Source organism: Pseudomonas umsongensis (assembly GCF_012647205.1).
Lineage (GTDB): Bacteria > Pseudomonadota > Gammaproteobacteria > Pseudomonadales > Pseudomonadaceae > Aquipseudomonas > Aquipseudomonas umsongensis.
Genome location: NZ_CP051487.1, coordinates 5,223,353 through 5,245,621, shown reverse-complemented (window position 1 = coordinate 5,245,621; position 22,269 = coordinate 5,223,353). Strand labels below are relative to the sequence as shown.

The following is a 22,269-nucleotide window of genomic DNA, read 5'->3' as shown; positions in this document are numbered from 1 at the left end:
TTCCTTCGCGGGATACCTGACACCCCGTGGTGCCCTCCAGTTTTTCGCGAGCGTGCTCGCTCCTACTCCTACATAGCTTGATTACGAGCATGACGGTAATCGCTCACAGCTTCGTAAACGGCTTTGCGCAGTCGGTTGATCCCGCCGATGGGGCGGTGCGCCTCAAGCCCGAACCAAGGGTTGAACGACTGGTTATCGCATTGCAGGTTCAGTGCCGGGGTGTCGAAATCCTGGGCGGGCAGGGTGATCCGCGCCACCGTCTCGAAGGGCGCATCGTTCTCTTGCCATTCAATACTGGTGTCCTCGATCGGCATGTACTTGCCGGGGTCCTGCCGCTGTATCTGCAAGACAAAACACGCGGGCATCCGATCGGTCGATAACTGCTGGTACAGCGCATTTCGCAGAAAATTGGGTAACTCACGGTTCTGCGCGGGCAAGGTGTAGGCCGGGCAGCTACCAGGATCCGGCACGACCCGAAACTTGGCATTGGCCTCACCGAACTTGTAGGGCGAAACCGAAAAGTAAGTGGTGCGCGTCGGGCTTTCCGGGGCGGGGGAGAGTGTCGCCAGGGCGATAATCAGATGGCGGACCTGCCAGGTGCGCGGGTCCCAGCCCGGAAAGAACGCCAGAATTTTTTTGCCATCCGCCTGGGCAGCCACATTCTGACGATACTCGGCGACATCGCTGACAAAGAAGTTCGGATGGCTGAACATCACGAAGTCCTGTTCACCTCGACCCGGTTGATCGTCAAGCAGCTGTTTGCCGGGCACATCGTGCAGCTTGATCGCCATGCCCCGGGCATCGCGGATGCTGTCGAATTGAGGGTAGGCGTTGCCGTTGGACAGGCGCAGGGTCGCCTGCCAGGTTTTGCCTGGCTCGCTGAACACACCCTGACGCAGTTCTGCCGCCAGTTCCGATAACACCTGCACTTCGGCCTTAAAGCAGCCGTGAGCCTTGGCGTGGGCATCGCGCAGGTAGCGTGTGCTTTCACGGTGCTGGTCGACGATACGCACCGCCGTCTGGATGATGTCCTGGGTCATTGCGGCTTCACCGTTGGGGATCAGCTCTTGCGTAGATACCGGTCCACGGTGCTGCCAGGCGAACCATGCCGTGGCCAATGCCCAGCCGAGTAACCCCAGGACCAGCAAACAGAGCAGGGCCTTGCCGAGAAAGGCGCCCAGGCGCATCCAGAGTCGTTTCATGGCAGTTGCGCCTCCAGAGGGCCGCCCAGCACTTTCAAATACTCCAACAACGCCCAGCGCTCTTCGGGTTGCAGCAAGCGTCCGATCACGCCGTTGCCACGCTTGCCGGCGCGGAACTCGTGCCCGCTGTTGTGATTGCCGGTTATGCGCGTGTCGAACACAAAGCCATTGCTAAAGGCTTCGGTGCGATAGCCCAAATGCCGCGGGTCGTACTCGAAGGTGCCTTTGTAGAAGGTGGTGGCGCGTTCGTCCTGGGGCGAAAGCAATTGATAAATGCTCGGCACCGAACCGTTGTGCAGGAACGGCGGCGTCGCCCATACACCCGGCAGGGGCCGGGCCTTGTAGGCGCGCAGTTCCTGGACGCCGATCGGCAGGCCGAAGCCATCCATGTCCGCGCGCTCGGCCGGCGTGACGGCGGCCTCGCGATAGGCGCGGTTGCCGACGAATGCCGTGACATACGCCAGCCCCTTGGCCACCGACAGCTGGCTCAGGTCCAGAGGTTCGGTGGGGGCTGGATGCAGTTGTACGTCCAGGCGCGCCAACTCGGCCGGGTCCCACTGCAAGGCCGTCAGGTCGAAGCGGTGATCGGCGATATTGTTGGCGGCGCCCGGGTCGGTGCCGATTACCTCCACGGGCAGCATTTTCAACTGTTGCACCGGGCGCCCTTCGCTGATGCTGACGCGCGGTACGTGGCAACCGGCGCAGTTCTCTGCGAACAACGCGCGACCTTTGGCGGCCAGCGGCTTGTCCACCGCGCCCAACCATTCTTCCGGCCAGGCCGGCGGCTTGAGTCGTTGCAAGGTTTGTTCGATCAGGTGCAGATCCCGCACCCGGACGCTGGACGGGTATCGATTGTCGTCCTTGAGGGGCTGCCCTTCGGCATCGAAAAAGCTCAGCGTAGCGCCTACTCCCAGGGCTTCACCGATATTGCGCGCCATGGGCTGCTGCGCCGAGCCATTCCACTGCACCCAGTCGAAGGTCCACATGTCCCACAACTGTGGGTAGTCGACGGGGGCATTGGCCACGCGGTAATTGGCGGGGGAAATTGCGTCGCCGAAGCTGGCGTTGGCAATGCGCCCGAACGCGTCGGTACGCCCGGGACCTTCTTCGGTGGGGTAGAGCCCGCGGTGAGTATCGTTCCAGGCCACCTTCAGGAAAGTATCCAGGGAACCCTTGAATGCCTCGCGCAGTGCCTGGTGCCCGGCCTCGTAGTCCGGTCCAAGGACGTTGCGGGCGAAACGTTCGAACTTCCAGGGGTTGTAGTAAGTGGAAGCCAGGCTCGCGACCAGCGCCTGGCCAAAGCTGCCACCCTGCAAGGTGGGTACGCTGGAGGGCAACACATGCTGCGCAGAGCCGCCGTCAATGCGCACGGCTTGCCCGTTCAAGCGCAGTTCACCGGTGTGACAGGCGGCGCAGGTAATATCCAGAAATGTATCCGCGCTGCCGGGATTCTGATGCCGTGCGAAGCCCACGGGCAGGTTGCCGGGGTTGTTCGGCGTGGGTTTCTGCTCGGGGTCGATCAGGAAACCGAAGCGCGCGAGGTACTCCGGCGCGGCGAATCGTTGTTGTGAAAAGGGCAGTTCCAGGGCGGTGAACCAGTCGTAGTGCAAGCCCTTTACCTGAGTGCCCTGGGGCGTGAAATAGTAACGCTGGCGGTCTTCGGCGTTCCATTGCTCCAGGTAATGCACCTGTTGCGCGGCCGCGTGGCGCGGCAGTTTCGGGTTGGCGACGTAGTACAGGACCACGGCCAGGGCGAGGGCCACCAACGCAACAAAAAGAGCCAGTAAGCGGAGCAAAAGGCGCACGTGGACCATCCTTGTCTATTATTGCTACCGTTATGCCTTAGGGCCAGGGATGCGGCAAGGGGCCATTACGCCAGATGTTCAGCCTCCCTGAGTGCAAGATGACGGAAGTTTCATCATCAGCATGGTGAAATGCGTTTAAACACCTGAACTTATCGCCAGTTTGTGGCTCTCATGCCGGTAGCCATTGGTCGTGGCCGCCTGATAAGCTCGCGACTTTACTCGATTGCCCTTTAGGCGCATGAACAAGGAAATAGCATGAAACAGCATCGGTTGGCGGCGGCGGTGGCCCTGGTTAGCCTGGTACTTGCGGGTTGCGATTCGCAAACCAGCGTAGAGCTGAAAACCCCGGCGCAAAAAGCTTCCTACGGAATTGGCCTGAACATGGGCAAGAGCCTGGCTCAGGAAGGCATGGATGATCTGGACTCCAAAGCCGTTGCCCAGGGCATTGAAGATGCGGTCGGCAAGAAAGAACAGAAACTCAAGGATGAAGAATTGGTAGAAGCCTTCGCCGCGCTGCAAAAGCGTGCTGAAGAGCGTATGGCCAAGATGAGTGAAGAGTCGGCAGCTGCCGGCAAGAAATTCCTCGAAGAAAACGCCAAGAAAGCTGGCGTCGTGACTACCGCTTCGGGCCTGCAATATGAAGTGGAAAAGAAAGCCGATGGCGCCCAGCCAAAGCCGACTGACGTAGTGACCGTCCACTACACCGGCAAGCTGACCAATGGCACCGTTTTCGACAGCTCCGTCGAGCGCGGCAGCCCGATCGATTTGCCGGTTAGCGGTGTGATCCCGGGTTGGGTCGAAGGCCTGCAACTGATGCACGTAGGCGAGAAGTACAAGCTGTATATTCCTAGCGAACTGGCTTACGGCGCGCAAAGCCCAAGCCCGGCGATCCCGGCCAACTCGGTGCTGGTGTTCGACCTGGAACTGCTGGGAATCAAGGATCCAGCAAAAGAAGACGCTGCCAAGTAATTCGCGTCTGCTTTAACGACAACGCCTCGCTAATGCGGGGCGTTGTTGCATCTGGCGTTGATTGCACGAACCTGTACACAGGTAAACAAAGCGAACAGTTGCCGTACACTGAAGTCATAGTCAGTGTGGGGGCCGTGCCTAACCTTCGGCAGACCTCCAAGTCAATGAAATATTAGGTTTTTTTAGATGGGTAAAAAACGCCCGATCTAAGTGCAGCCCTTATGCAGCGGGCCTTTCAGCCATGAAAAGTGGCTCTGTTCACAAGGTTATCCACAATTTGTGTGGATAACATTTCTGCCGGAGGCATCATGAAAGCACCCTGGAATTTTGCTCGTTTCCTGCCCTTGGCCGGACGCCTGCTCGCCCGTGGGCGCTTGCCGACCTTACTGTTTGCGGTGGCCAGCAAAAGTGCCAGCCAGGGTAACCGGTTGGGCAAGCTCAAGGATGATCTGCGCCTGTTACAGGCGTTGTGCCTGGCGTACTGGCGTGGCGAATACCGGGCCATCAGTCCCAAGGCGCTGATATCGGTGGTCGCCGGCCTGATGTATTTCCTCAGTCCGGTCGATGCCATTCCGGATTTTCTGCCGCTGTTCGGCATGATCGATGACATCGCCGTGTTGGCCTGGCTGATGAAAGTTCTCGACGATGAACTCAACGCCTTCCGCGCCTGGCGCAAACGCCAGGTCCCGGAAAAGCTCGCGGTGGTCGAGCGATTGCCCGACACCCCTGAACAACTCAAGCTGCAGAAACCGAAAAAAACCTGATTCGATCCCGTCTGTGCTTCATATAGATAGCCCCCGCGACCTTGGCCGCTGTTAGGATTACACTTCTAGGGAAAAGTGCCGACTCGCTAAGTGTTGTTGTCCTACGGGGTAATCATGGATATTCAGATAATTACACGCGAAGGCGAGCCCGAATACGCGGTTCTGCCGTGGGCTCAGTATCAGGCTCTACTGAAAGCAGCAGGCATCAACGAAGCACCGTCACGTGCGGCCCCGACGCCGCTCGCGACAACGCCAGACACCATTCTTCCGGGTCTGGATCAATTACGCAGTTTGCGCGAAGGGAAGGGCATCGCCATCGAGGCGCTCGCCCGCACGGTAGGCATCAGCCCGTCTTACCTGGCCATGATCGAAAGTGGCGAGCGTCTGCCCGACGCCGCGATTCGCCGCAGCCTGGCCTGGGAATTGACGGTGCCAGGGTGGAGGGATGAATCGTGAGCGTACGCATCAGTCGTCAACACTGGGATGGATTGCTGGGCGAGTTGGATCAGGCGCGCCGACAGCGTCACCTCCTGACCTACCGGGCATTGCTGGAGCGATTGCAGCTTCCTACGCCCGCCATGCAAACCCTGACCGCCGCACTTGAACATCTGGCCGCACTGGATGCCAAGGCCGAACAGCCGCTGCGCAGTTCCCTGGTGATCAGCCAGGGTGCCAGCCGCTTGCCGCGTACCGGATTCTTCGAATGCGTCGAGCGCTTGGGGCGCTTCACCGGCCCGTCCGACGGCGTCGCCGCTGCCTCATGGCATGCCTCGGAAGTGGTTCGCGTATTCGAATACGAGTACCCCGAATCGGCGGAAGCCTGAGTGTTCCTGAAGCTCAAGGCGCGGGCCGGCTACTGGCTGGCCCGCCGGTTGTTTCACTGGCCATGGTTCGTGCGCCAGCCTCGCGGCTGGAGCTGGATGGAGGGTCAATTCGCACGCATGGCCAACCTGGGCGATGTCGGCGCGCAGAGTTTCTACGGGCACATCCTGACCTTTCGTGGTGTCGGGCTGGGCGCACGGGAAGAGGGTATTCGGCTGTTGCGCCTGGCGGCACTGGCCGGTGATGGCAAAGCCGCCTACCAAGTGGGTGTGATCAGCCTGGCTGGCAGCCCGAGCAAGGCGCCGGATCCGGCGGAAGCGGCGCGGTTCTGGGCAATGGCGGCCAAGGCCGGACATCCATTGGCCGAGATCAAACTCAAAGAGTTGGCGGCTGGCGGGTCTTCTCAGTAATTCGTTTATTCTTCGATAAGCAAACAAGGGCACCTGCCGCCCGCGTTGTTGAGTTTCAGACAGCGATCACTTGGTAGCCGATCGACGGGGAAGTCCACTTGAGTCTTCACCCTTCGGATCGGCATGCCAACGATAGTGACCTAGAGAGGCGACTTAATGTTGTGTTGGATCTCCAGCATCCTGAACGTCACTCTTGCGCCCTCGGTGGGATAGCCGGTGTTGTCCTGCACATACGCCCCTGCTTTGAAATAGAGTGGTTTAGTCTTCCAGCTCGGGTCGATGGTGGTTCTCCAGTTGTTTCCTGCTGCGCTGATGCCCAGTGCGCCCTTCGGGCTGAGGTGGATCTGGTAGGAAAAGTCGCGGTCGAGTGGCACACCCGTCGCAATGTTAATGACCCGGCCCTCTTCATCGTCGGGGTGCATGCGTACCTTGGCGACAATGTTCCCCGTCGAAGCCGACGTTTTGTATTGGTATTCCAGCTTCACCATGGGTTTGTTGCTGTCCTTGTTGTGAATCTGTCCAATCACGATCTTGCCGGTGCTGGGGACCTGATTGACTGTCAGGCTCGCCCGCAGGATGTTATCCGCCGCTGAGTACTGCCAGTTGCGCAGCGTTCCATCACTATAGGTTTCCCGCAACTCGCTGCGCGGATAAATAGCGTTGGCCGTCCTGGAACCGGTCACAGGTGCCCAGAAGGAAAGCGTAGCGGCTTCGGAGCTGAAATACTGGTCCTTGAAGCCTTGCGCCAATCGAGGTGTTTCTATTGTGGCCGGTGGGCTGCCTTCAGGGATGCTTAAATTCCAGGTGGCGAGATCGATCATGTCAATAATCCTGTATGCGGGGGAATGTTGCGGCCACAGTTGCACTCGAACCGACGCTATTGAGCTGTATCAATTGGGCCTGCTGATTAGGAAAATCCGTATGGCGGTAGATTGACGTCAAATGCTCGTCAAGGTGTTTGGTGCAGGCTTTGTGCCTACGGGTTTTACCGTTCGTCGGCTATTTTTGTTTTGGATGGAACTAATCCGCGGTGCGCAGTCGCTGCAGAGAAGGGACCCAGGCCAACACCAGCGTTCAGGTCGGAAGGGACGAGTGCATGCACTGGATGAAGAACACGCGCAGAATCCGGTTCTAAATAACCGGCCGCCGCGCCATAAAGACAGGAGACCGCTCATGAGCCGCCGAAGCAATTTTGCGCTGTTGAGCTTTGATCCGGAGCTTGCGTCGTTGCGCGATGGCCTTTCTGTCGTTCAGCAGATTGACGACACACTCTGGGTTGCGAACGACGAAACCACGAGCCTGGAACGCCTGAAAATCCAGGATGCTGCGCCCGACGGTGTTGTAAGGTGCGACGAGCACCATTCGTTTCCGCTCCTGGACTATCTGGATCTGCCCCTACCGAAACAAGACGCCGAGATCGATATCGAGGGCTTGGCCTATGTTCCTGACAGTGGTTACCTCTGGGTGGTGGGCTCTCATAGCCTGAAGCGCAAGAAGTGCAAGGCCGGCACTTCTGCACAGAAGAATATCAAGCGCCTGTCGACGGTAGAGGCGCATGGCAATCGTTTTCTGCTGGCCCGCATCCCTGTCGTGCAGCAGAACGACAGCTATGTACTCGCCAGGAAAGTGGATGCCGATGGACGTACAGCGGCGCAGCTGCGGGGCAACGAAGTCGGTAACGACCTGACCGCGGCTATTGCTGAAGATCCTCAGCTACGCGACTTCCTGCGTATCCCGGGTAAGGACAACGGCTTCGATATCGAAGGGATGGTGATGATCGGCTCGCGTCTCCTGCTGGGGCTGCGTGGGCCGGTGCTACGCGGCTGGGCCGTGTTGTTGGAGATCGAACCCGAGCTGAACGACGCTTCGTCTGACACCCTGGTGCTAAAGAAGATCGGTCCGGATGGGTGCCGCTACCGCAAGCACTTCTTCGCGCTCAATGGCCTGGGCTTGCGTGACCTGTGCACCCGCGGTGACGATCTGCTGATCCTGGCGGGCCCCACGATGGAGCTGGACGGTCCGGTAACGGTCTTGCGCTGGGGCGGCGGTTTCGCGTCTGACGAGCAAAACGTGGTTTTCGCCGATCAATTGGAGAAGGTGCTGGAGGTGCCTTTTGGGCAAGGCAACGATCACGCTGAAGGCATGTGTCTGTTTGAATCGGGCGGGCAGCCTGGGGAGGTTCTGATGATCGTCTACGACTCTGCGGCGCAGAGTCGTAAACACGGCGATACGGATGTGGAAGGGGACCTGTTCATCCTGGATTAGCCACGTACATCGACGTCAACGCGGGCGTCACCCATCATTGGCACCGGCTCTTCATCGTCGTGCTGCTGGCAGAGGAATTCGCGTATCGCTTCGGCGGTTCGCCTGGCGCTGGTCACCACGAAAAAATGCCCCTCGCCCTGCAGGGTGCGCAGTTCGGCTCGGCGAATGGTGCGGCGCAGGATGTGCGCGTTGTACAGCCGCACCAGGGTGTCGCGTTCGCCGGTGAGAATCAGCGTGCGCTGTCGCAGACGGAACAGCCGCAACAGGCTGGTCCAGCCGACCAGGGCGGTGAGCTGGTGGTAATAGGTTCGCGGGTTGGCCGTGAGCATGCCCTTCATCACACCGAAGCGCAGCAGTGTATGCAGTGAATTGCGCGAGCCTTTTTGCGTGTGTTGCCTGGGGCTTTTGCTGCTGGCAAAAAAGTCCAGGATGTCGGCGGGCTTCACCAGCATTGCCGGGCCAGCTGATGTTGCCGCCAGGATCAGCCGGCGCACCATGCCCGGGTAACGCAGGGCGAATTCCTGCGCCAATGCACCGCCCCAACTTACGCCGAACACATCGACCTGGTCGATGCCCAATTGCTTGAGCAGCTCGGCGATCAGGTCGGCATGGCGCGGCAGACGCATGGGCCAGCGCGGCATTTGCGATTTGCCGACCCCGGGCACGTCCAGCGTTATGGTCCTGTAGTCCGCCAGTTCATCGCGCAAGGAGTCGAAAGTACGGATCAAACCGCCCAGGCCGTTGAGCAAGAGCAGCGGTGAGCCTTGGCCGCGGATGGAAACGTTCAACTGCAGGTCTTTGATGGTGATTTTTTGCGTGGTCATGGTTTCCCCTTGGGCCTGCCCGCTGTTAAGACAGCGTCTGGGGTGCAGATGATCCCTGGCCGATTAGCCAAGGAAACCATTTCAACATCAACCCTGATGAATTCAATCGGTTGAACGACCTCGTTCTGCGAGGCCGTGGCCAATACGCTGGCCACCTGGCAATTGCCTGCCTCGTCAGAATGGGCTCGCCGTCGGCCGAACGATCAGCTCGCTTACATCCACGTCCGCAGGTTGTTCAATGGCATAGGTAATTGCTCTCGCGATGGCGTCGGCCGAAATCGCGATCTTGCGAAACTCTTTCATCTCTGCGCGCCCCCCTTCATCAGAGATGCTTTCGGCCAGCTCTGATTCAGTGACGCCCGGGGCGATGACGGTAACCCGAATATTGCCGCCCACCTCTTGTCGCAAACCTTCGGAAATGGCCCGGACGGCGTACTTGGTGGCGCAATAAACGGCCGCGGTCGGGCTCACTGCGTAGGCACCAATAGAGGCAATATTGATGATCTGCCCCGTCCGTTGGCGCTGCATCAGCGGTAGCGTGGCAGCGATACCGTGCAGCACTCCGCGAATATTCACGTCAATCATACGGTCCCACTCATCCACCTTGAGTGCCTCGAGTTTGGAAAGAGGCATCACACCCGCGTTATTGACCAGCACATCGACCCGATCGAAACAGGTAACGGCGAAGTCAATGAAGTCCTGGACATCCTTTCTGTCTGTGACGTCCAGGGCACGGAATTCAGCCCTGCCGCCGCAGGCGTTGATATCGCCAGCAATCTTTTCAAGTCGGTCGGTACGACGCGCGCCGAGTACTACTTTCGCGCCTTGGCTAGCCAGCAGTCGCGCGGCAGCCTCTCCGATACCGCTGCTTGCACCGGTAATTGCGATGACTTTGTCCTTGATGTTCAACATGATCGGTTTCCTCTTCTGTTCGCCCAGGAAGCGGGTCTGGAAACAAGGTTAGGGACGGACAACACGTTTCCGTTAGTCAAATACTGCGTACCTTTTGCCTATTTCTGCGGTGAAGCTTTTGCACTAAGGTTCAGCTCACCAGTGCATAGGGCATCTGTTGCCGCGCAGCCTTCAGGGCTCTCGCCCACCAGTTCAGCTGTACCAGCATTCGAGCCATTGGAAGCCTGGCTTGATCAGGCTGACGTAACACTCCATCCCCATCGATTAGCGCCCAAGGATCAGGGAAGGACACGAAATTGCAGATGGGTACTGCGTGCTGTCCGGCCAGTATCTGGCGAAGCTGATCAATCGCACACAGTCCACCCGACGCTGCGCCGTAGCCGATGAATGCCACCGGCCTTGCGTGCCAACGATCCGAAACCCGTTCAATGAATGCTTTCAGCTCGCAGTGATGCACATTGCGGTGTTCCGATGTAATGATCAGGAACGCATCAGCGTCGGCCAAATGACGAAGACTTTCCTGAACGACTGCATTGTCAGACCTGGCCATGAGGTGGGCGGGTTCTACCCACCAGGGTTCGAACTCCGCACGTTGCGCTAGAACATCGGCAACCCAGTTCACCAGCGCAGGCTGTAGTCCTTCTTCATCTTCACCACTGTGAATCAGGACCAGTTTCATCTCGTTATTCATCTCATCCTCCAGACTTGGTATCCAAGTGGTGGCACGTCATTTGCTGAATTTCACCTGCGCCTTTCAGGCTCTGGATTAGAGTATGAGCGGGAGCGCGGCAGATATAGCCGGTTCTGGGGCATACAACTTGTGACGTGAATTCATATGAGACGGTTGGACATAAACTGCTTCGCCGAAATGAACGTGTTCGTCAGGGTCGTTGAAGATGGCGGCTACACGGCTGCCGCCAGGCACTGTGCAATGACCCCATCAGCGGTCAGTAAGCTGGTTTCAAGGCTGGAAAACCGCTTGGGGACGCGTCTGCTCAATCGCTCGACAAGACGGCAGTTGCTCACCCCTGAAGGGGCCGCGTTCTATGAGCGCAGCCTGACTATCCTGGCCGCGCTCGATGAGGCGGAGCAGGAGGCGGCGGCAAGCAGCGCACCTCAGGGAACAGTGCGGGTCAACTGCAATGTCGACATCGGGCGTTTGTACCTGCTGCCCCTGTTGAAGACTTTCTTGCGAGACCACCCAGGGGTATCAGTGGAGGTTTTCCTCAGCGACGAAGTCGTCGATCTGATCAGCGCACGCGCTGACGTGGCCATCCGCAGCGGCCCGCTCAAAAGCTCCAATCTGGTGGCCAGGCGCTTGGGCGAGACGCGAACTCTCATCGTGGCATCACCGGACTATCTGGCAGCACGCGGCCTACCAAAAACTCCGGCCGATCTCGTAGACCACAACTGTCTGGGGTTCACTTTTGGCCAACCCATGATGGAGTGGAACTTCATGGGCGATGACGGCCTACCTGTTCCGGTATCCGTGACCGGCAATGCACGGGTCAGTGACGGCAATGGAGTACGGGAACTTGCAATCCTCGGGCTCGGCCTTGCGCGCGTAGGATTTTGCCAGGTCGAGCACGATCTTGCGGATGGCCGGCTTCTCCCGGTATTACAGGACTTCATGCCCATTGCGAAAACTGAAGTGCATGCGGTTTACGTAGGGCAGGGAGGAAAGTTGCCCACACGCGTCAGAGTCTTCATGGATTTTCTGGCGGCAAACCTCACGATCCACTAATCGCGAACTTGTAGGGCATGTCACGCTTGGCGGAAAGCGCTGGGCGTGACACCCACCTCACGACGAAAAACCTGGGAGAAATGGCTGGGGCTGGAATAACCCACTTCCAATCCAACATCAATAATGCTGCGATCGGTCTCAAGCAGCAGATGGCGGGCGCGACTCATGCGCAGACGGATGAAGTACTGCGATGGCGCCAGCCCGGTGGCGCGTTTGAACATCCGACTGAAGTGATACTCGCTCAGTTCGGCGATATCAGCCAAGTGCGCAAGGCGGAATTCATCGGCCAGATGCTCGTTCATCGCATCGATGACGCGTCGCAACTTGTAAGCCTGTAGTGCATTACTGCGTCGGGGAGCGCTGTGCAGATCGAGATAACGGCGTATCAGGTGAACGGTCAGCGCCTGAGCCAGGCTGTGTACGAACAACAGGCTGGGCTCAGGTTCCTCGATCAACTCCAGGCGCAACTGATCAAGCATGAAATTCACGCGCTCATCCCGGGCACCGGAGACATCGAGGAAAGTCACCGAAGCAGTGTGCTCGCCCCGAAGATCACGGGCAGCCTGGTCGATCAGTGGAAGGCCGAGGTAGAGATGCATCACTTCGAAGGTGTCACCCCCGATTGTCTGCCAGCGCATCTCGTAAGGCTCGCTTGTATTGGTGAGAAAGAAGTCGCCAGCCTGCACCTGGACGGCTGTCCATGTGCCACCGAGGGAGCGTTCTTCGACCCTGGCCGTTCCAGCCAGGACCAATACCAGCAGAGGCTCCACCACGGCAGGCACCAGGATCGGCTCGACGGTGCTCTGATGGCTGAACAACTGCACCACCACATCCGGCATCTGCGGGAGCCGCGGCACCACCTGCGGTGTTCCCGGCAGATGGCGTGGCATCGATTCGGCCGTGATGCGCTGTGCATCGAGCGGCGTCAGGTCTTCATAGTCGTGCGGATGCACTGGCGGCTCCATCGAAAAAGCTGGGGGCGGTATTAACGTTAGCGCAAAACTCCGACAGCTTCGGCAAGCCTGCGAAAGCTCAATCCAGCCCATTGCGAGACAGTGAAGCCGTCGATAACGACAGCGCCTCACGGGCGCTGAGCCGCTGAATATCTCGGTGGCTTGCAATGCAGGAGAGCACCATGACTGAGATCAACCACAGCATCCCCAACGAAGTCGAAGGCAAAGTCGCGCTGGTCACCGGCGCTGCCAGTGGCATCGGCAAGGCTATCGCACTGTTGCTGCATGCGCGCGGCGCCAAGGTCATCGCTGAAGACCGCAATCCCAGCGTCGAAGAACTCGCCCGCCCCGGGTTAGTGCCACTGGTGGCCGATATCACCGAAGACGGCGTCGCCGAGCGCGCAGTCGGATTGGCCGTCGAGACGTTCGGTCGGCTGGACATTCTGGTCAACAACGCCGGGATCATCATCAACAAGTTGGTCATCGACATGACCCGCGAAGACTGGGAGCGCATCCAGGCGGTCAACGCAACCGCGGCCTTCCTGCATTGCCGCGAAGCGGTCAAGGCGATGATGCCCAATAAATCGGGAGCGATAGTCAACATTGCCTCTTACGCAGCCTATTTCGCATTCCCAACCATTGCCGCTTACACCGCATCAAAAGGCGCACTGGCCCAGTTGACCCGCACGCTGGCGCTCGAGGTAATCGAGCATGGCATTCGAGTCAATGCCATCGGCGTCGGCGACGTGGTGACCAACATCCTCAACGACGTGGTTGACGACGGTCCCGGCTTCCTGGCCCGGCATGGCGAAGCCGCTCCCATTGGCCGTGCCGCGCAGCCTGAGGAAATCGCCGAAGTGGTGGCATTTCTCGCCTCGGACCGCGCGAGCTTCATCGTCGGTTCCGTGGTCATGGCCGACGGTGGCATGACTGTCACCGCTGGTTGATCGGGTGACCTGGCAGTCTGAGCACTGAAGCAATGAGCAGCCTGCGCAGGTCATGGTGACCAAGCATGCTGGTAAATCCGCTGAACTCGTGGTCAGGTCAACTGCAGACGGCTGGTCAAGTGGAGTGCGATGGCGCCATCAACCATTCACTCCCTCGCCCCGTCCCCTCCAGGCTATCCATCACATGCACGCTATACCCCGGCACATCCTTGGCGTGATGCTTGGCCTGCGAGGCCATTTCCGCCAACCGGCTGGCATCGAGATGTGCGCAGGCCTGTGGGTGTAGATGCACCACGCCGACCGACAGTGACAACAATGGGAATTCCTGGCGCGTGCCCTGGCGGTTGGGGGCGATGAAGCAGCCGGCTTCCAGGTGTTCGCTGCGGTAGAAACGTCGGCACTGACCCTGGAAGTCCTCCAGCAGTTGGTTCAAGCGCTTGCGCCAGTCGTCCGGGCCCAGCACCAGCAGGAAGTCATCGCCGCCAATGTGGCCGACGAAATCTCGGGACGGATCGATGCGATCATTCAGGCATTGCGCCAGGCACAACAGCACTTCATCGCCACGGCCGTAGCCGTAGATGTCGTTGAAGGGTTTGAAGCTGTCGATGTCCACGTAGCAGATCAGCGATTCGCGTTGCTGTTGCAGCAGGCGGGTCAGGCATTGCTGGATGGGTACGTTGCCCGGCAGCAGGGTCAGGGGGTTGGCGTAGCGCGCTTGCTGGATTTTCAGTTCGGTGATCAGCTTGAGCACGTCGATCACCCGGCCCAGGCCCAGGTAATTGCCATCGAGGGTGATGATAAAGTCTTCTTCGATGCGTTGCCGGGCGCGGCTGGTGATCAACCGGCTGACTTGCTGCAGCGACTGGCCCAGCTCGACGGCGAGGAAGTCGTCGCTCATCAGGCGGCTGATCGGTTTGCGGGCGAACAGGTCGGTGGCAAACGGCTTGAGCAGGGCATCCGAAAGCGAATGGCGATGGACGATACCGCAAGGCTGGCCTTGTTCATCCAGCACCGCCAGCGAGTTCAGGTTGGCCTGGCGACGGAAGGCTTCGAGCACGGTGGCGGTCGGGGTGTGGCGGGCCACCGCGGGCTGGTCGTTGAGCAGGGCACTCAGGTCGCTGCCGTCTTCGCCCAGCGCCACGGCGCTGCTGTCGCGCCTGGGCATCAAGGTGCGGGCATCGCGCGGTGGATGTTCCTGTGGCCGGCAGAGAAGATAGCCCTGGACCAGGTCGACGCCCATTTCGGTCAGTACCGCCAGTTCTTCCGGCAATTCGATGCCTTCGGCGATCACCTGTGCCCGCGAGGCGTTGGCAATTTGCAGGATCGAGCCAACGAACTCGCGCTTGAGGGCATCCAGGTGAATGCCGTCGATGAAATGTCGGTCGATCTTCACGTAGTCGGGACGTAGTTCGGACCACAGGCGCAAGCTGGAGTAACCCGCGCCCAGATCGTCCAGCGCAATGGAAAACCCCATGGCCCGGTAATGATGCAGGGCGGTGTGCAGCAGCTGGAAGTCGTCGGTGGGAGTCTGCTCGGTGAGCTCGATGACCACCTGGTTCGGTTTAATGCCGAAATCCTGCAGCAACTGCAAGGTGCGACCGGGCTGGTGGGCGGCTTCGAGCAAGGATTCCGGGGAGACGTTGAGGAACAGTTTGCCGGGTAGCTGTTGTTCGTTGAAGCGCCGGCACGCGCTCTGTCGGCAGGCGATTTCCAGTTCGCTGAGGCGACCCGCCTGGCGGGCGACGGAGAACAGGGCGACAGGGGAGTGCAACGGACTGTTGGAGGGGCCGCGGCTCAGGGCTTCGTAGCCCAGGATGCGTCGCTCGGAGAGGCTGATGATGGGTTGGAACAGGCTGTGCAAACCGCTTTGAGCCAGGATTGAACTCAAGGCACTCAGCTGTTCGGTTGTGGTCATGGCGATCTCTGGCGAAAAAAAAGGACCGGGCGTGCTCTTGGTTAAAAGAGGCGCTACCGGTCCGTTATTTCACGACAGAATGATGACTATTTGATGACGCTCCGGGGAGCGTCAGCATTAAATTGCCATCAGCTTAGTGCTTGGCTACCGCCGTATTGAGCTTCAAGTAATCCAGCAGGATGCGCCCGGTCTCGCTCAGGTAGGCGTCGTCTTCCGGCTTGGTCTTGTCGTCCTCGGCCGCGATAGCGTCTTCGTCTTCTTTCTTCAGCTCCTTGAGCGGCTCTTCGCCCTTGGCCTTGCGGCGGATATTCTCCATGGCAAGCTGCTTGGCTTCGATATCGGCGTGCTGGGCACGACGCTCGGCCTCATTGAGGCTGACGGTTTTTTCCGTCATCAGTTTTTGCGCCAGGGCCAGTTTGTCACGGATGAACACGAACTCCGCGTCCTTGGCCGTGCGTACGTCATGCTCGGACTTGAGCTGGGTGATGTACGGTTTGAACGGGTCGACCGCAGGCTTGATCGCCGCACGGATGGTGTCCCACGGCATGGCTTCGGGCAGGGCGCTTTCGCCGATTTCCTTGGTATCGATGATCGACGGGTAATCGATGTCCGGCAGTACGCCCTGATGCTGGGTGCTCTGTCCGGAAACCCGGTAGAACTTGGCCAGGGTCAGCTTGAGCTCACCATGGTTCAGCGGCTGGATGGTCTGCACGGTGCCTTTGCCGAAGGTCTGGCCGCCGATGATCAGTGCGCGGTGGTAGTCCTGCATGGCGCCAGCGAAAATTTCCGAAGCCGAGGCGGACAGGCGGTTGACCAGCAACGCCATCGGGCCTTTGTAGAAGGCGCCCGGGTTTTCATCTTCCAGGACGTCGACACGGCCATCGGCGTTACGCACGAGTACGGTCGGACCTTTGTCGATGAACAGGCTGGTCAGCTCGGTGGCTTCCTGCAAGGAGCCACCGCCGTTGTTGCGCAGGTCGATGACCACGCCGTCAACCTTGTCCTTTTGCAACTCGGTCAGCAGCTTCTTGACGTCGCGGGTGGTGCTCTTGTAATCCGGATCGCCGGCACGGAACGCCTTGAAGTCCAGGTAGAAAGCCGGGATCTCGATGACGCCGAGCTTGTAGTCCTTGCCATCCTGCTTGAGATTGAGCACCGACTTCTTCACCGCCTGGTCTTCGAGCTTAACCGCTTCGCGAGTGATCGGCACGATCTTGCTGGTCTGGTCGTTCGGTGCATTGCTGGCCGGAATCACTTCCAGGCGCACGATGGTGCCTTTGGGGCCGCGGATCAGCTTGACCACTTCGTCCAGGCGCCAGCCGACCACGTCTACCATCTCTTTGTTGCCCTGGGCAACGCCGATGATCTTGTCGGCCGGTGCGACTTGCTTGGTCTTGTCCGCCGGGCCCGCAGGCACCAGGCGCACGACCTTGACTTGATCGTTATCGCTCTGCAATACGGCGCCGATGCCCTCTAGGGACAGGCTCATGTTGATGTCGAAGTTTTCCGCGTTATCCGGCGACAGATAGTTGGTGTGCGGGTCGTAGGACATGGCGAAGGTGTTGATGTACGCCTGGAAGATGTCTTCCGCGCGGGTCTGGTCCAGGCGCGCCAGCTGGTTCTTGTAGCGCTTGGTCAGGGTTTCCTGGATTTGCTTGGAATCCTTGCCGGCGATCTTCTGCCGCAGCACTTCGTCCTTGACGCGTTTGCGCCACAGGTCGTCGAGTTCCGCGGTGGATTTGAGCCAAGGGGCATCCTTGCGGTCGATCAGCAAGGTTTCCTTGCTGGTGAAGTCGATCTTGTCGACGCCTTTGTTCAGCTCGGCAAGGGCAAAGTCCAGGCGCGATTTGACGCGGTCCAGGTAGCGCTTGTAGATGGTGAACCCGGCGTTGAGGTCGCCGCTCTTGAGGAAGTCGTCGAACTGGGTCTTCCACTTGTCGAATTCGGCGATGTCGCTGGCCATGAAGTAGCTGCGCGACGGGTCGAGCAATTTCAGGTAGCTGTCGTAGATGATCACCGAGCGCGCGTCATCGAGCGGCGGCTTGCTGTAGTGGTGGCGCTTGAGCAACTCCACGACGTTCAGACTGGCGATGACTTCGTCACGGTCGGGCTGAAGCTTGTCCCAGCTGTTGGCTGCGAAAGTATTGCCGGACATCGGCAGCAGGCCGATACCGATGAAAAGGGCGAGGGCAGTGCTGGGGAACAAACGCTTCATGTTGATTCGACGCGGGGACAATTGATAACGCATATTAGGCCGTCTTTGAAGTCGCCGGTTCCACATGGGCCGGTCGCATAATGCAAAAAGCCCGGTGCTACAAGCTTCGGGCTCAGTCCAGACTCACTATGGAGGCACTGTGAAAGCATTGCAAGGCGTTGACGGTCAAGTGGTGTGGGTTGAAGAGCCCAGTCCTGCGTGTGATGTAGGGCAAGTTCGTATTCGAGTGGCGGCAGCGGGTCTCAATCGTGCCGACTTGTTGCAGAAGGCCGGTCTTTATCCGCCACCGCCGGGTGCCAGCCAAGTGCTTGGTCTAGAGTGTTCGGGGGTGATCAGCGAGGTCGGGCCGGGGTCGTCCTGGCAGGTGGGCGATCGGGTTTGCGCCTTGCTGGCCGGGGGCGGGATGGCCCAGGAGGTGGTGGTCGACGGGCGGCACGTGTTGCCGGTTCCCGACGAAATGTCGTTGGCGGAAGCGGCCGCGTTGCCGGAAGTCTACGCAACCGTCTGGTTGAACTTGTTTCAGCTTGCGCAACTCAAGCCCGGTGAAAAAGTGCTGTTGCACGCCGGAGCGAGTGGAATCGGTTCAGCTGCCATTCAGCTGTGCAAGGCATTCGGCAATCCGTGCTGGGTCAGTGTCGGCTCTGCTGAGCGCCTGGCCTATTGCGAAGCGCTCGGCGCCCAGGGCGGTGTGGTGCGCACTGACGAACTGGACAGCCTGCGCGACTTGGGGCCATTCGACGTCGTCCTCGATCCGGTGGGCGGTAACTACGCAGCGCTGAACCTGAAACTGATGGCGACTGATGGCCGCTGGGTGCTGATCGGCCTGATGGGCGGCCGCGAGGCCACGCTCGACCTGGCGCAGGTGCTGGCCAAGCGTGTGCAGTTGCTGGGCTCGACCCTGCGCAGCCGCGATGATCAGTTCAAGGCGGATCTGTTCAGCGATCTGCGCATGCATGTCTGGCCACTGTTTGCGGATAAACGCTTGAGCCCGCAATTGGCCAAGGCTTTCCCGATCAAGGACGCCGAAGCGGCGTTTGCCGAGTTGGCGAGTAACAAGGTGGCGGGGAAGTTGGTGTTGGTGATTGACGAAAGCCTCCTCTGATACCGATCGTTCCTACGCTCTGCGTGGGAATGCCTCGTCGGACGCTCCGCGTTCGACTCTGGGACGCAGAGCGTCCCGGGCTGCATTCCCACGCGGAGCGTGGGAATGATCAGGGCGAGGTACTATTTCCAGGTGTGGATTGGCCAGCCGGCCTTTTGCGCCTGCTCAAGTAACACCGGGTCGGGGTTCACCACGTGCGGGTAATCGACCTTCAGCAACAACGGCAAATCATTGCGTGAGTCCGAGTAGAAACTCGCGCCTTCCAGGTTCTCCTCTTCGGCATCCAGCCACTCCAGCAACCGGGTGATCTTGCCTTCGCGGTAGGTCAGGGTGCCGACGGTCTTGCCGGTATAGGCCCCGTGTGCCACTTCCAGCTCGATACCCAGGATTTCATCGATGCCCAGGCGTTCGGCAATCGGCTTGACCAAATGGACGCCCGAGGCCGAGATCACCAGGATCCGATCGCCGGCCTTGCGGTGGGCGGCGATGGTTTTGGTGGCGTCGCTGAAGATGATCGGTTCGATAAAGTCTTCCACCCAAGGGCCGACCAAGTGCTCGACTTCTGCGGGAGTTCGGCCGATCAAGGGTTCCAGGCTGAAGGCCATGTAGTCCTCCATGGCCAGGTGCCCCCTGCCGTAGGCGTCCATCAATTCCTTGTCGCGACGCAGGAAGGATTCGCCGTCGACCCAGCCGAGGCGGACCATTTGTTCGCTCCACAACGAGGCGCAGTCGCCGTGGATCAGGGTTTCGTCCAGATCAAAAATTGCCAGGGCCATCAGTGCAGTTCTCTCTTCAACTTCAGCAAGGGCATCAGGCTACCTCACGCAGGGCCGTCGGATCGATGGAAAGCGCCAGGCGCTGACCATCGGGATGCAGGTCGGACGCCGAGCGGTTGAGCACATCCACCACCAGTTCCACGCCGCGGGCTTCGATCCGGTAGCGAATCACGTTGCCCAGCAGGCTGTGGCTGCGCACCTGGGCGTCGAGATCGCCGTCGAGACTCAGTTCGATGGCCTCCGGGCGAATGGCGATGCGGTGCTTGATCGGCCGTTGCAACAGCTTCGACGCGCTGTCGGCGTCCAGCAAATTGTAGTTGCCGATAAAACCGGCGGCGAAAACGTCCACCGGTGCGGTGTAAAGGGTTTCAGCGTCACCGCTTTGTACGATCTTTCCCTGATTCATCAGGAAAATGCGGTCGGACATCGTCAGCGCTTCTTCCTGATCGTGAGTGACGAAGATGGTGGTCAGGCCCAGTTCGCGCTGGATCTGACGGATTTGTTCGCGCAGGTGCTTGCGAATCCGCGCATCCAGGGCTGACAGCGGTTCGTCCAGCAGCAACAGCCTGGGCCGGGTTACCAGCGAACGGGCGAGGGCGACGCGCTGGCATTGGCCGCCGGACAACTGATGCGGATAACGGGCGGCAAAATCTTGCAGCTCCACCAGTTTCAATACTTCTGCGACACGCTTCTGGCTGTCGTCAGGGTTGACTTTCTGCATGCGCAAACCGAAGGCGACATTCTGCTCAACGGTCATGTTGGGGAACAGCGCGTAACTCTGGAACACCATGCCGATCCCGCGTTTTTGCGGGCTTAACGGCACGATATCGACGCCATCGAGCAGGATCTTGCCGCCATCGACCGATGTCAGCCCGGCGATGCAGCGCAGCAACGTGGACTTGCCGCAACCGGACGGGCCCAGCAGGGTTACGAACTCGCCTTTCTGGATTTCGCAGTTGATGTCGCTGAATACTGTGGTGCCCGAGTAGTTTTTCTGCAGATGTTGGACGCTGACATAGCTCATTCGCTTTTGTCCCTGTTCAAGATATTGGCAATCCAGGTCAAGACCAGCACAAAGAGGAAGTAGGAAATCACCAGCGCACTGGTGAAGTGACCGCTACTGTTGCGCATGTTGTTGAGATAAACCTGCAGGGTTTCGTAGCGAGTGCCGACGAGGATGTTGGCGAACACGAACTCACCGAACAGGAACGAGAACGACAGCAGCAGCGCCACCATCAAGCCTTTGCGCAGGTTCGGCAGCACCACCAGGAATGCAGCCTGGAAGGTGCTCGCGCCGAGCAACTGGGCGGCGTCCATCAGGTCGCGCAGGTTGATTGCTTGCAGGTTGTTGGTGATGGCGCGGTACATGAACGGCAGCGCTACGGTGAAATAACAGCCGATCAGGATCCATGGCGTGCCGACCATCGCAAACGGCCCGGAGCCATAGAGCTGCAAAAGCCCCACCGATGACACCACGGGCGGTACGGCAAAGGGTAGCAGGATCAGGATGTTCATCAGCGCATCGAGTTTGGGGAAGTGGTAATGCACCACGAACAGCAGCGGCAGGATCAGCACGACCGCCAGGATCAGCGCACCGACACAAACCAGCAGTGACTGGCCGAAAGCGCTCAGGAAGCGCGGATCGCTCCACAGCTGCGCATACCATTTGATACTGAAACCGCTGGGTAGAATGGTGGCCGACCAACTGCTGGAAATCGAATAGACAAAGGTGCCGATCAGCGGCAGCAGCATGATTGCAAACAGCAGGTAGACCACCACCCGATGGTAGATGCCGGCAGCCCCTAATTCAGCGCGAGACATGGTAGCTCCTCTTCAACAGCAGTTGATGGACGATGGTCACCAGGGTCATCAATGCCACCAGCACCACGGCCAGGGCACTGGCCAGGTTCGGGTCCAGGGAAATATCGCCCGACACCATCGCGGCGATCCGGATCGTCAGCACGTTGAAGTTGCCGGTAGTCAGGGCGTACACCGTGGCGTAGGCGCCGAGGGCGTTGGCCAGCAGGATCACGAAGGTGCCGAGCAGGGCCGGAGTCAGCACCGGCAGGCCGATGTGGCGCCAGAACTGCCAGCCGTTGGCACCGAGCAACGCGGCGGATTCGCGCCAGTCTTCGCGCAGCGCATCGAAGGCGGGGTACAGCAGCAACACGCCCAGGGGAATCTGGAAGTAGGTGTAGAGAATGATCAGCCCGGTTTTCGAGTACAGGTTGAAGTCCTGAATGATCCCGGCCTGCTTGAGCATGATGGTGAAGCTGCCGTTGAAGCCCAGCAAAATGATGAAGGCGAACGCCAACGGTACCCCGGAGAAGTTACTGGTCATGTTGGCAAAGGCATTGACGAAATTACGCAGCCTGGAGTCGACGCGGCGCAAGGAATAGGCGCCAAGTACGGCAATGATGATGCCGAACACGCTGGACCAGAAACTGATTTCGAGGCTGTACCGGATCGCCTGCAGGTAGAATTTCGAGTTGAAGATTTTGGTGAAATTGGCCAGGCCCCAGCCGAACTCTTCCGATTGCAGGCTGTTGATCATCACCCAGAACAGCGGCGCGAGTTGGAACACGAAGAAAAACAGCGCGAAAGGTATCAGGCAAAAGGCTGCCAGCCATTTGCCGCGGGTCAT

General features: G+C 59.4%; 22 protein-coding genes. 9 read left to right on the top strand and 13 right to left on the bottom strand.

The genetic code is table 11. The features are described from left to right. Positions 1-68: 68 nt before the first annotated feature. Both HGP31_RS23560 and HGP31_RS23555 read right to left on the bottom strand, forming a co-directional pair. Positions 69-1,202 carry a catalase family protein gene (locus HGP31_RS23560; RefSeq protein ID WP_168758778.1) on the bottom strand — a complete coding sequence of 378 codons (1,134 nt, stop codon included), beginning with the start codon at positions 1,200-1,202 and terminating at the stop codon, positions 69-71. Continuing rightward, complete coding sequence (locus tag HGP31_RS23555; RefSeq protein ID WP_168758777.1) at positions 1,199-3,007, bottom strand: di-heme-cytochrome C peroxidase; 1,809 nt, start codon at positions 3,005-3,007, stop codon at positions 1,199-1,201. The genes HGP31_RS23560 and HGP31_RS23555 overlap by 4 nt, the downstream gene beginning before the upstream one ends. Before the next feature lie 255 nt (positions 3,008-3,262). Between HGP31_RS23555 and HGP31_RS23550 the strand changes: the two genes are divergently transcribed. The 5 genes from HGP31_RS23550 to HGP31_RS23530 all read left to right on the top strand — a co-directional run bounded on the left by HGP31_RS23550 (position 3,263) and on the right by HGP31_RS23530 (position 5,972). Beyond that, positions 3,263-3,976, top strand: coding sequence for a BamJ family beta-barrel-assembly machinery protein (locus HGP31_RS23550; protein ID WP_020796775.1), 714 nt, complete (start codon positions 3,263-3,265; stop codon positions 3,974-3,976). 308 nt (positions 3,977-4,284) lie between these two features. Further along, positions 4,285-4,740: a YkvA family protein gene (locus tag HGP31_RS23545; RefSeq protein ID WP_020796776.1), complete on the top strand. Its 456-nt coding sequence runs from the start codon at positions 4,285-4,287 to the stop codon at positions 4,738-4,740. Positions 4,741-4,854: 114 nt separating this feature from the next. Then, positions 4,855-5,196, top strand: coding sequence for a helix-turn-helix domain-containing protein (locus tag HGP31_RS23540; RefSeq protein WP_033043089.1), 342 nt, complete (start codon positions 4,855-4,857; stop codon positions 5,194-5,196). Further along, entirely contained in the window at positions 5,193-5,564 is a 372-nt protein-coding gene (locus HGP31_RS23535; RefSeq protein WP_020796778.1) for a hypothetical protein, read from the top strand. Before HGP31_RS23540 ends, HGP31_RS23535 begins: the two co-directional genes overlap by 4 nt. Next, positions 5,565-5,972, top strand: a complete 408-nt coding sequence (locus HGP31_RS23530) for an SEL1-like repeat protein (RefSeq protein ID WP_168758776.1) — start codon at positions 5,565-5,567, stop codon at positions 5,970-5,972. A 140-nt stretch (positions 5,973-6,112) separates the two neighbouring features. On the opposite strand, the gene HGP31_RS23525 is transcribed toward HGP31_RS23530, so the two are convergent. Further along, a complete protein-coding gene (locus tag HGP31_RS23525) occupies positions 6,113-6,793 on the bottom strand; it encodes a polysaccharide lyase family 7 protein (protein WP_083349627.1) in 681 nt (226 codons plus the stop codon). Between the two features lie 352 nt (positions 6,794-7,145). On the opposite strand from HGP31_RS23525, the gene HGP31_RS23520 reads away from it, so the two are divergent. Continuing rightward, positions 7,146-8,237, top strand: a complete 1,092-nt coding sequence (locus tag HGP31_RS23520; protein ID WP_168759221.1) for a DUF3616 domain-containing protein — start codon at positions 7,146-7,148, stop codon at positions 8,235-8,237. On the opposite strand, the gene HGP31_RS23515 is transcribed toward HGP31_RS23520, so the two are convergent. The 3 genes from HGP31_RS23515 to HGP31_RS23505 form a co-directional block, all read right to left on the bottom strand. After that, complete coding sequence (locus HGP31_RS23515) at positions 8,234-9,061, bottom strand: alpha/beta fold hydrolase (protein WP_168758775.1); 828 nt, start codon at positions 9,059-9,061, stop codon at positions 8,234-8,236. The genes HGP31_RS23520 and HGP31_RS23515 overlap by 4 nt on opposite strands. A 174-nt stretch (positions 9,062-9,235) precedes the next feature. Continuing rightward, positions 9,236-9,973 carry an SDR family oxidoreductase gene (locus HGP31_RS23510; RefSeq protein ID WP_020796783.1) on the bottom strand — a complete coding sequence of 246 codons (738 nt, stop codon included), beginning with the start codon at positions 9,971-9,973 and terminating at the stop codon, positions 9,236-9,238. 130 nt (positions 9,974-10,103) lie between these two features. After that, positions 10,104-10,664, bottom strand: a complete 561-nt coding sequence (locus HGP31_RS23505; RefSeq protein ID WP_020796784.1) for an NADPH-dependent FMN reductase — start codon at positions 10,662-10,664, stop codon at positions 10,104-10,106. 144 nt (positions 10,665-10,808) lie between these two features. On the opposite strand from HGP31_RS23505, the gene HGP31_RS23500 reads away from it, so the two are divergent. Then, positions 10,809-11,717, top strand: coding sequence for a LysR family transcriptional regulator (locus tag HGP31_RS23500; RefSeq protein ID WP_033043076.1), 909 nt, complete (start codon positions 10,809-10,811; stop codon positions 11,715-11,717). Between the two features lie 20 nt (positions 11,718-11,737). Here HGP31_RS23500 and HGP31_RS23495 read toward each other — a convergent pair whose 3' ends face one another. Continuing rightward, positions 11,738-12,607 carry a helix-turn-helix domain-containing protein gene (locus tag HGP31_RS23495; protein WP_240963563.1) on the bottom strand — a complete coding sequence of 290 codons (870 nt, stop codon included), beginning with the start codon at positions 12,605-12,607 and terminating at the stop codon, positions 11,738-11,740. 245 nt (positions 12,608-12,852) lie between these two features. On the opposite strand from HGP31_RS23495, the gene HGP31_RS23490 reads away from it, so the two are divergent. Beyond that, positions 12,853-13,617: an SDR family NAD(P)-dependent oxidoreductase gene (locus HGP31_RS23490; RefSeq protein WP_020796787.1), complete on the top strand. Its 765-nt coding sequence runs from the start codon at positions 12,853-12,855 to the stop codon at positions 13,615-13,617. Between the two features lie 115 nt (positions 13,618-13,732). Here the strand turns inward: HGP31_RS23490 and HGP31_RS23485 are convergent, their stop codons facing one another. Beyond that, entirely contained in the window at positions 13,733-15,532 is a 1,800-nt protein-coding gene (locus tag HGP31_RS23485; protein ID WP_168758773.1) for a bifunctional diguanylate cyclase/phosphodiesterase, read from the bottom strand. Between the two features lie 133 nt (positions 15,533-15,665). After that, entirely contained in the window at positions 15,666-17,747 is a 2,082-nt protein-coding gene (locus HGP31_RS23480; protein WP_162276367.1) for a carboxy terminal-processing peptidase, read from the bottom strand. A gap of 139 nt (positions 17,748-17,886) precedes the next feature. Between HGP31_RS23480 and HGP31_RS23475 the strand changes: the two genes are divergently transcribed. Continuing rightward, complete coding sequence (locus tag HGP31_RS23475; protein ID WP_168758772.1) at positions 17,887-18,849, top strand: zinc-binding dehydrogenase; 963 nt, start codon at positions 17,887-17,889, stop codon at positions 18,847-18,849. Between the two features lie 122 nt (positions 18,850-18,971). Here HGP31_RS23475 and HGP31_RS23470 read toward each other — a convergent pair whose 3' ends face one another. From HGP31_RS23470 to HGP31_RS23455, 4 genes are read right to left on the bottom strand one after another with little or no spacing between them, the layout of a single operon-like run. Further along, positions 18,972-19,625 (bottom strand): HAD family hydrolase, encoded by a 654-nt coding sequence (locus HGP31_RS23470; protein WP_020796791.1) that lies wholly within the window; start codon positions 19,623-19,625, stop codon positions 18,972-18,974. A gap of 34 nt (positions 19,626-19,659) precedes the next feature. After that, positions 19,660-20,649, bottom strand: coding sequence for an ABC transporter ATP-binding protein (locus HGP31_RS23465; RefSeq protein WP_168758771.1), 990 nt, complete (start codon positions 20,647-20,649; stop codon positions 19,660-19,662). Next, positions 20,646-21,446, bottom strand: coding sequence for an ABC transporter permease (locus HGP31_RS23460; protein ID WP_020796793.1), 801 nt, complete (start codon positions 21,444-21,446; stop codon positions 20,646-20,648). Before HGP31_RS23460 ends, HGP31_RS23465 begins: the two co-directional genes overlap by 4 nt. Beyond that, positions 21,433-22,269, bottom strand: coding sequence for an ABC transporter permease (locus HGP31_RS23455; protein WP_162276379.1), 837 nt, complete (start codon positions 22,267-22,269; stop codon positions 21,433-21,435). The genes HGP31_RS23460 and HGP31_RS23455 overlap by 14 nt, the downstream gene beginning before the upstream one ends.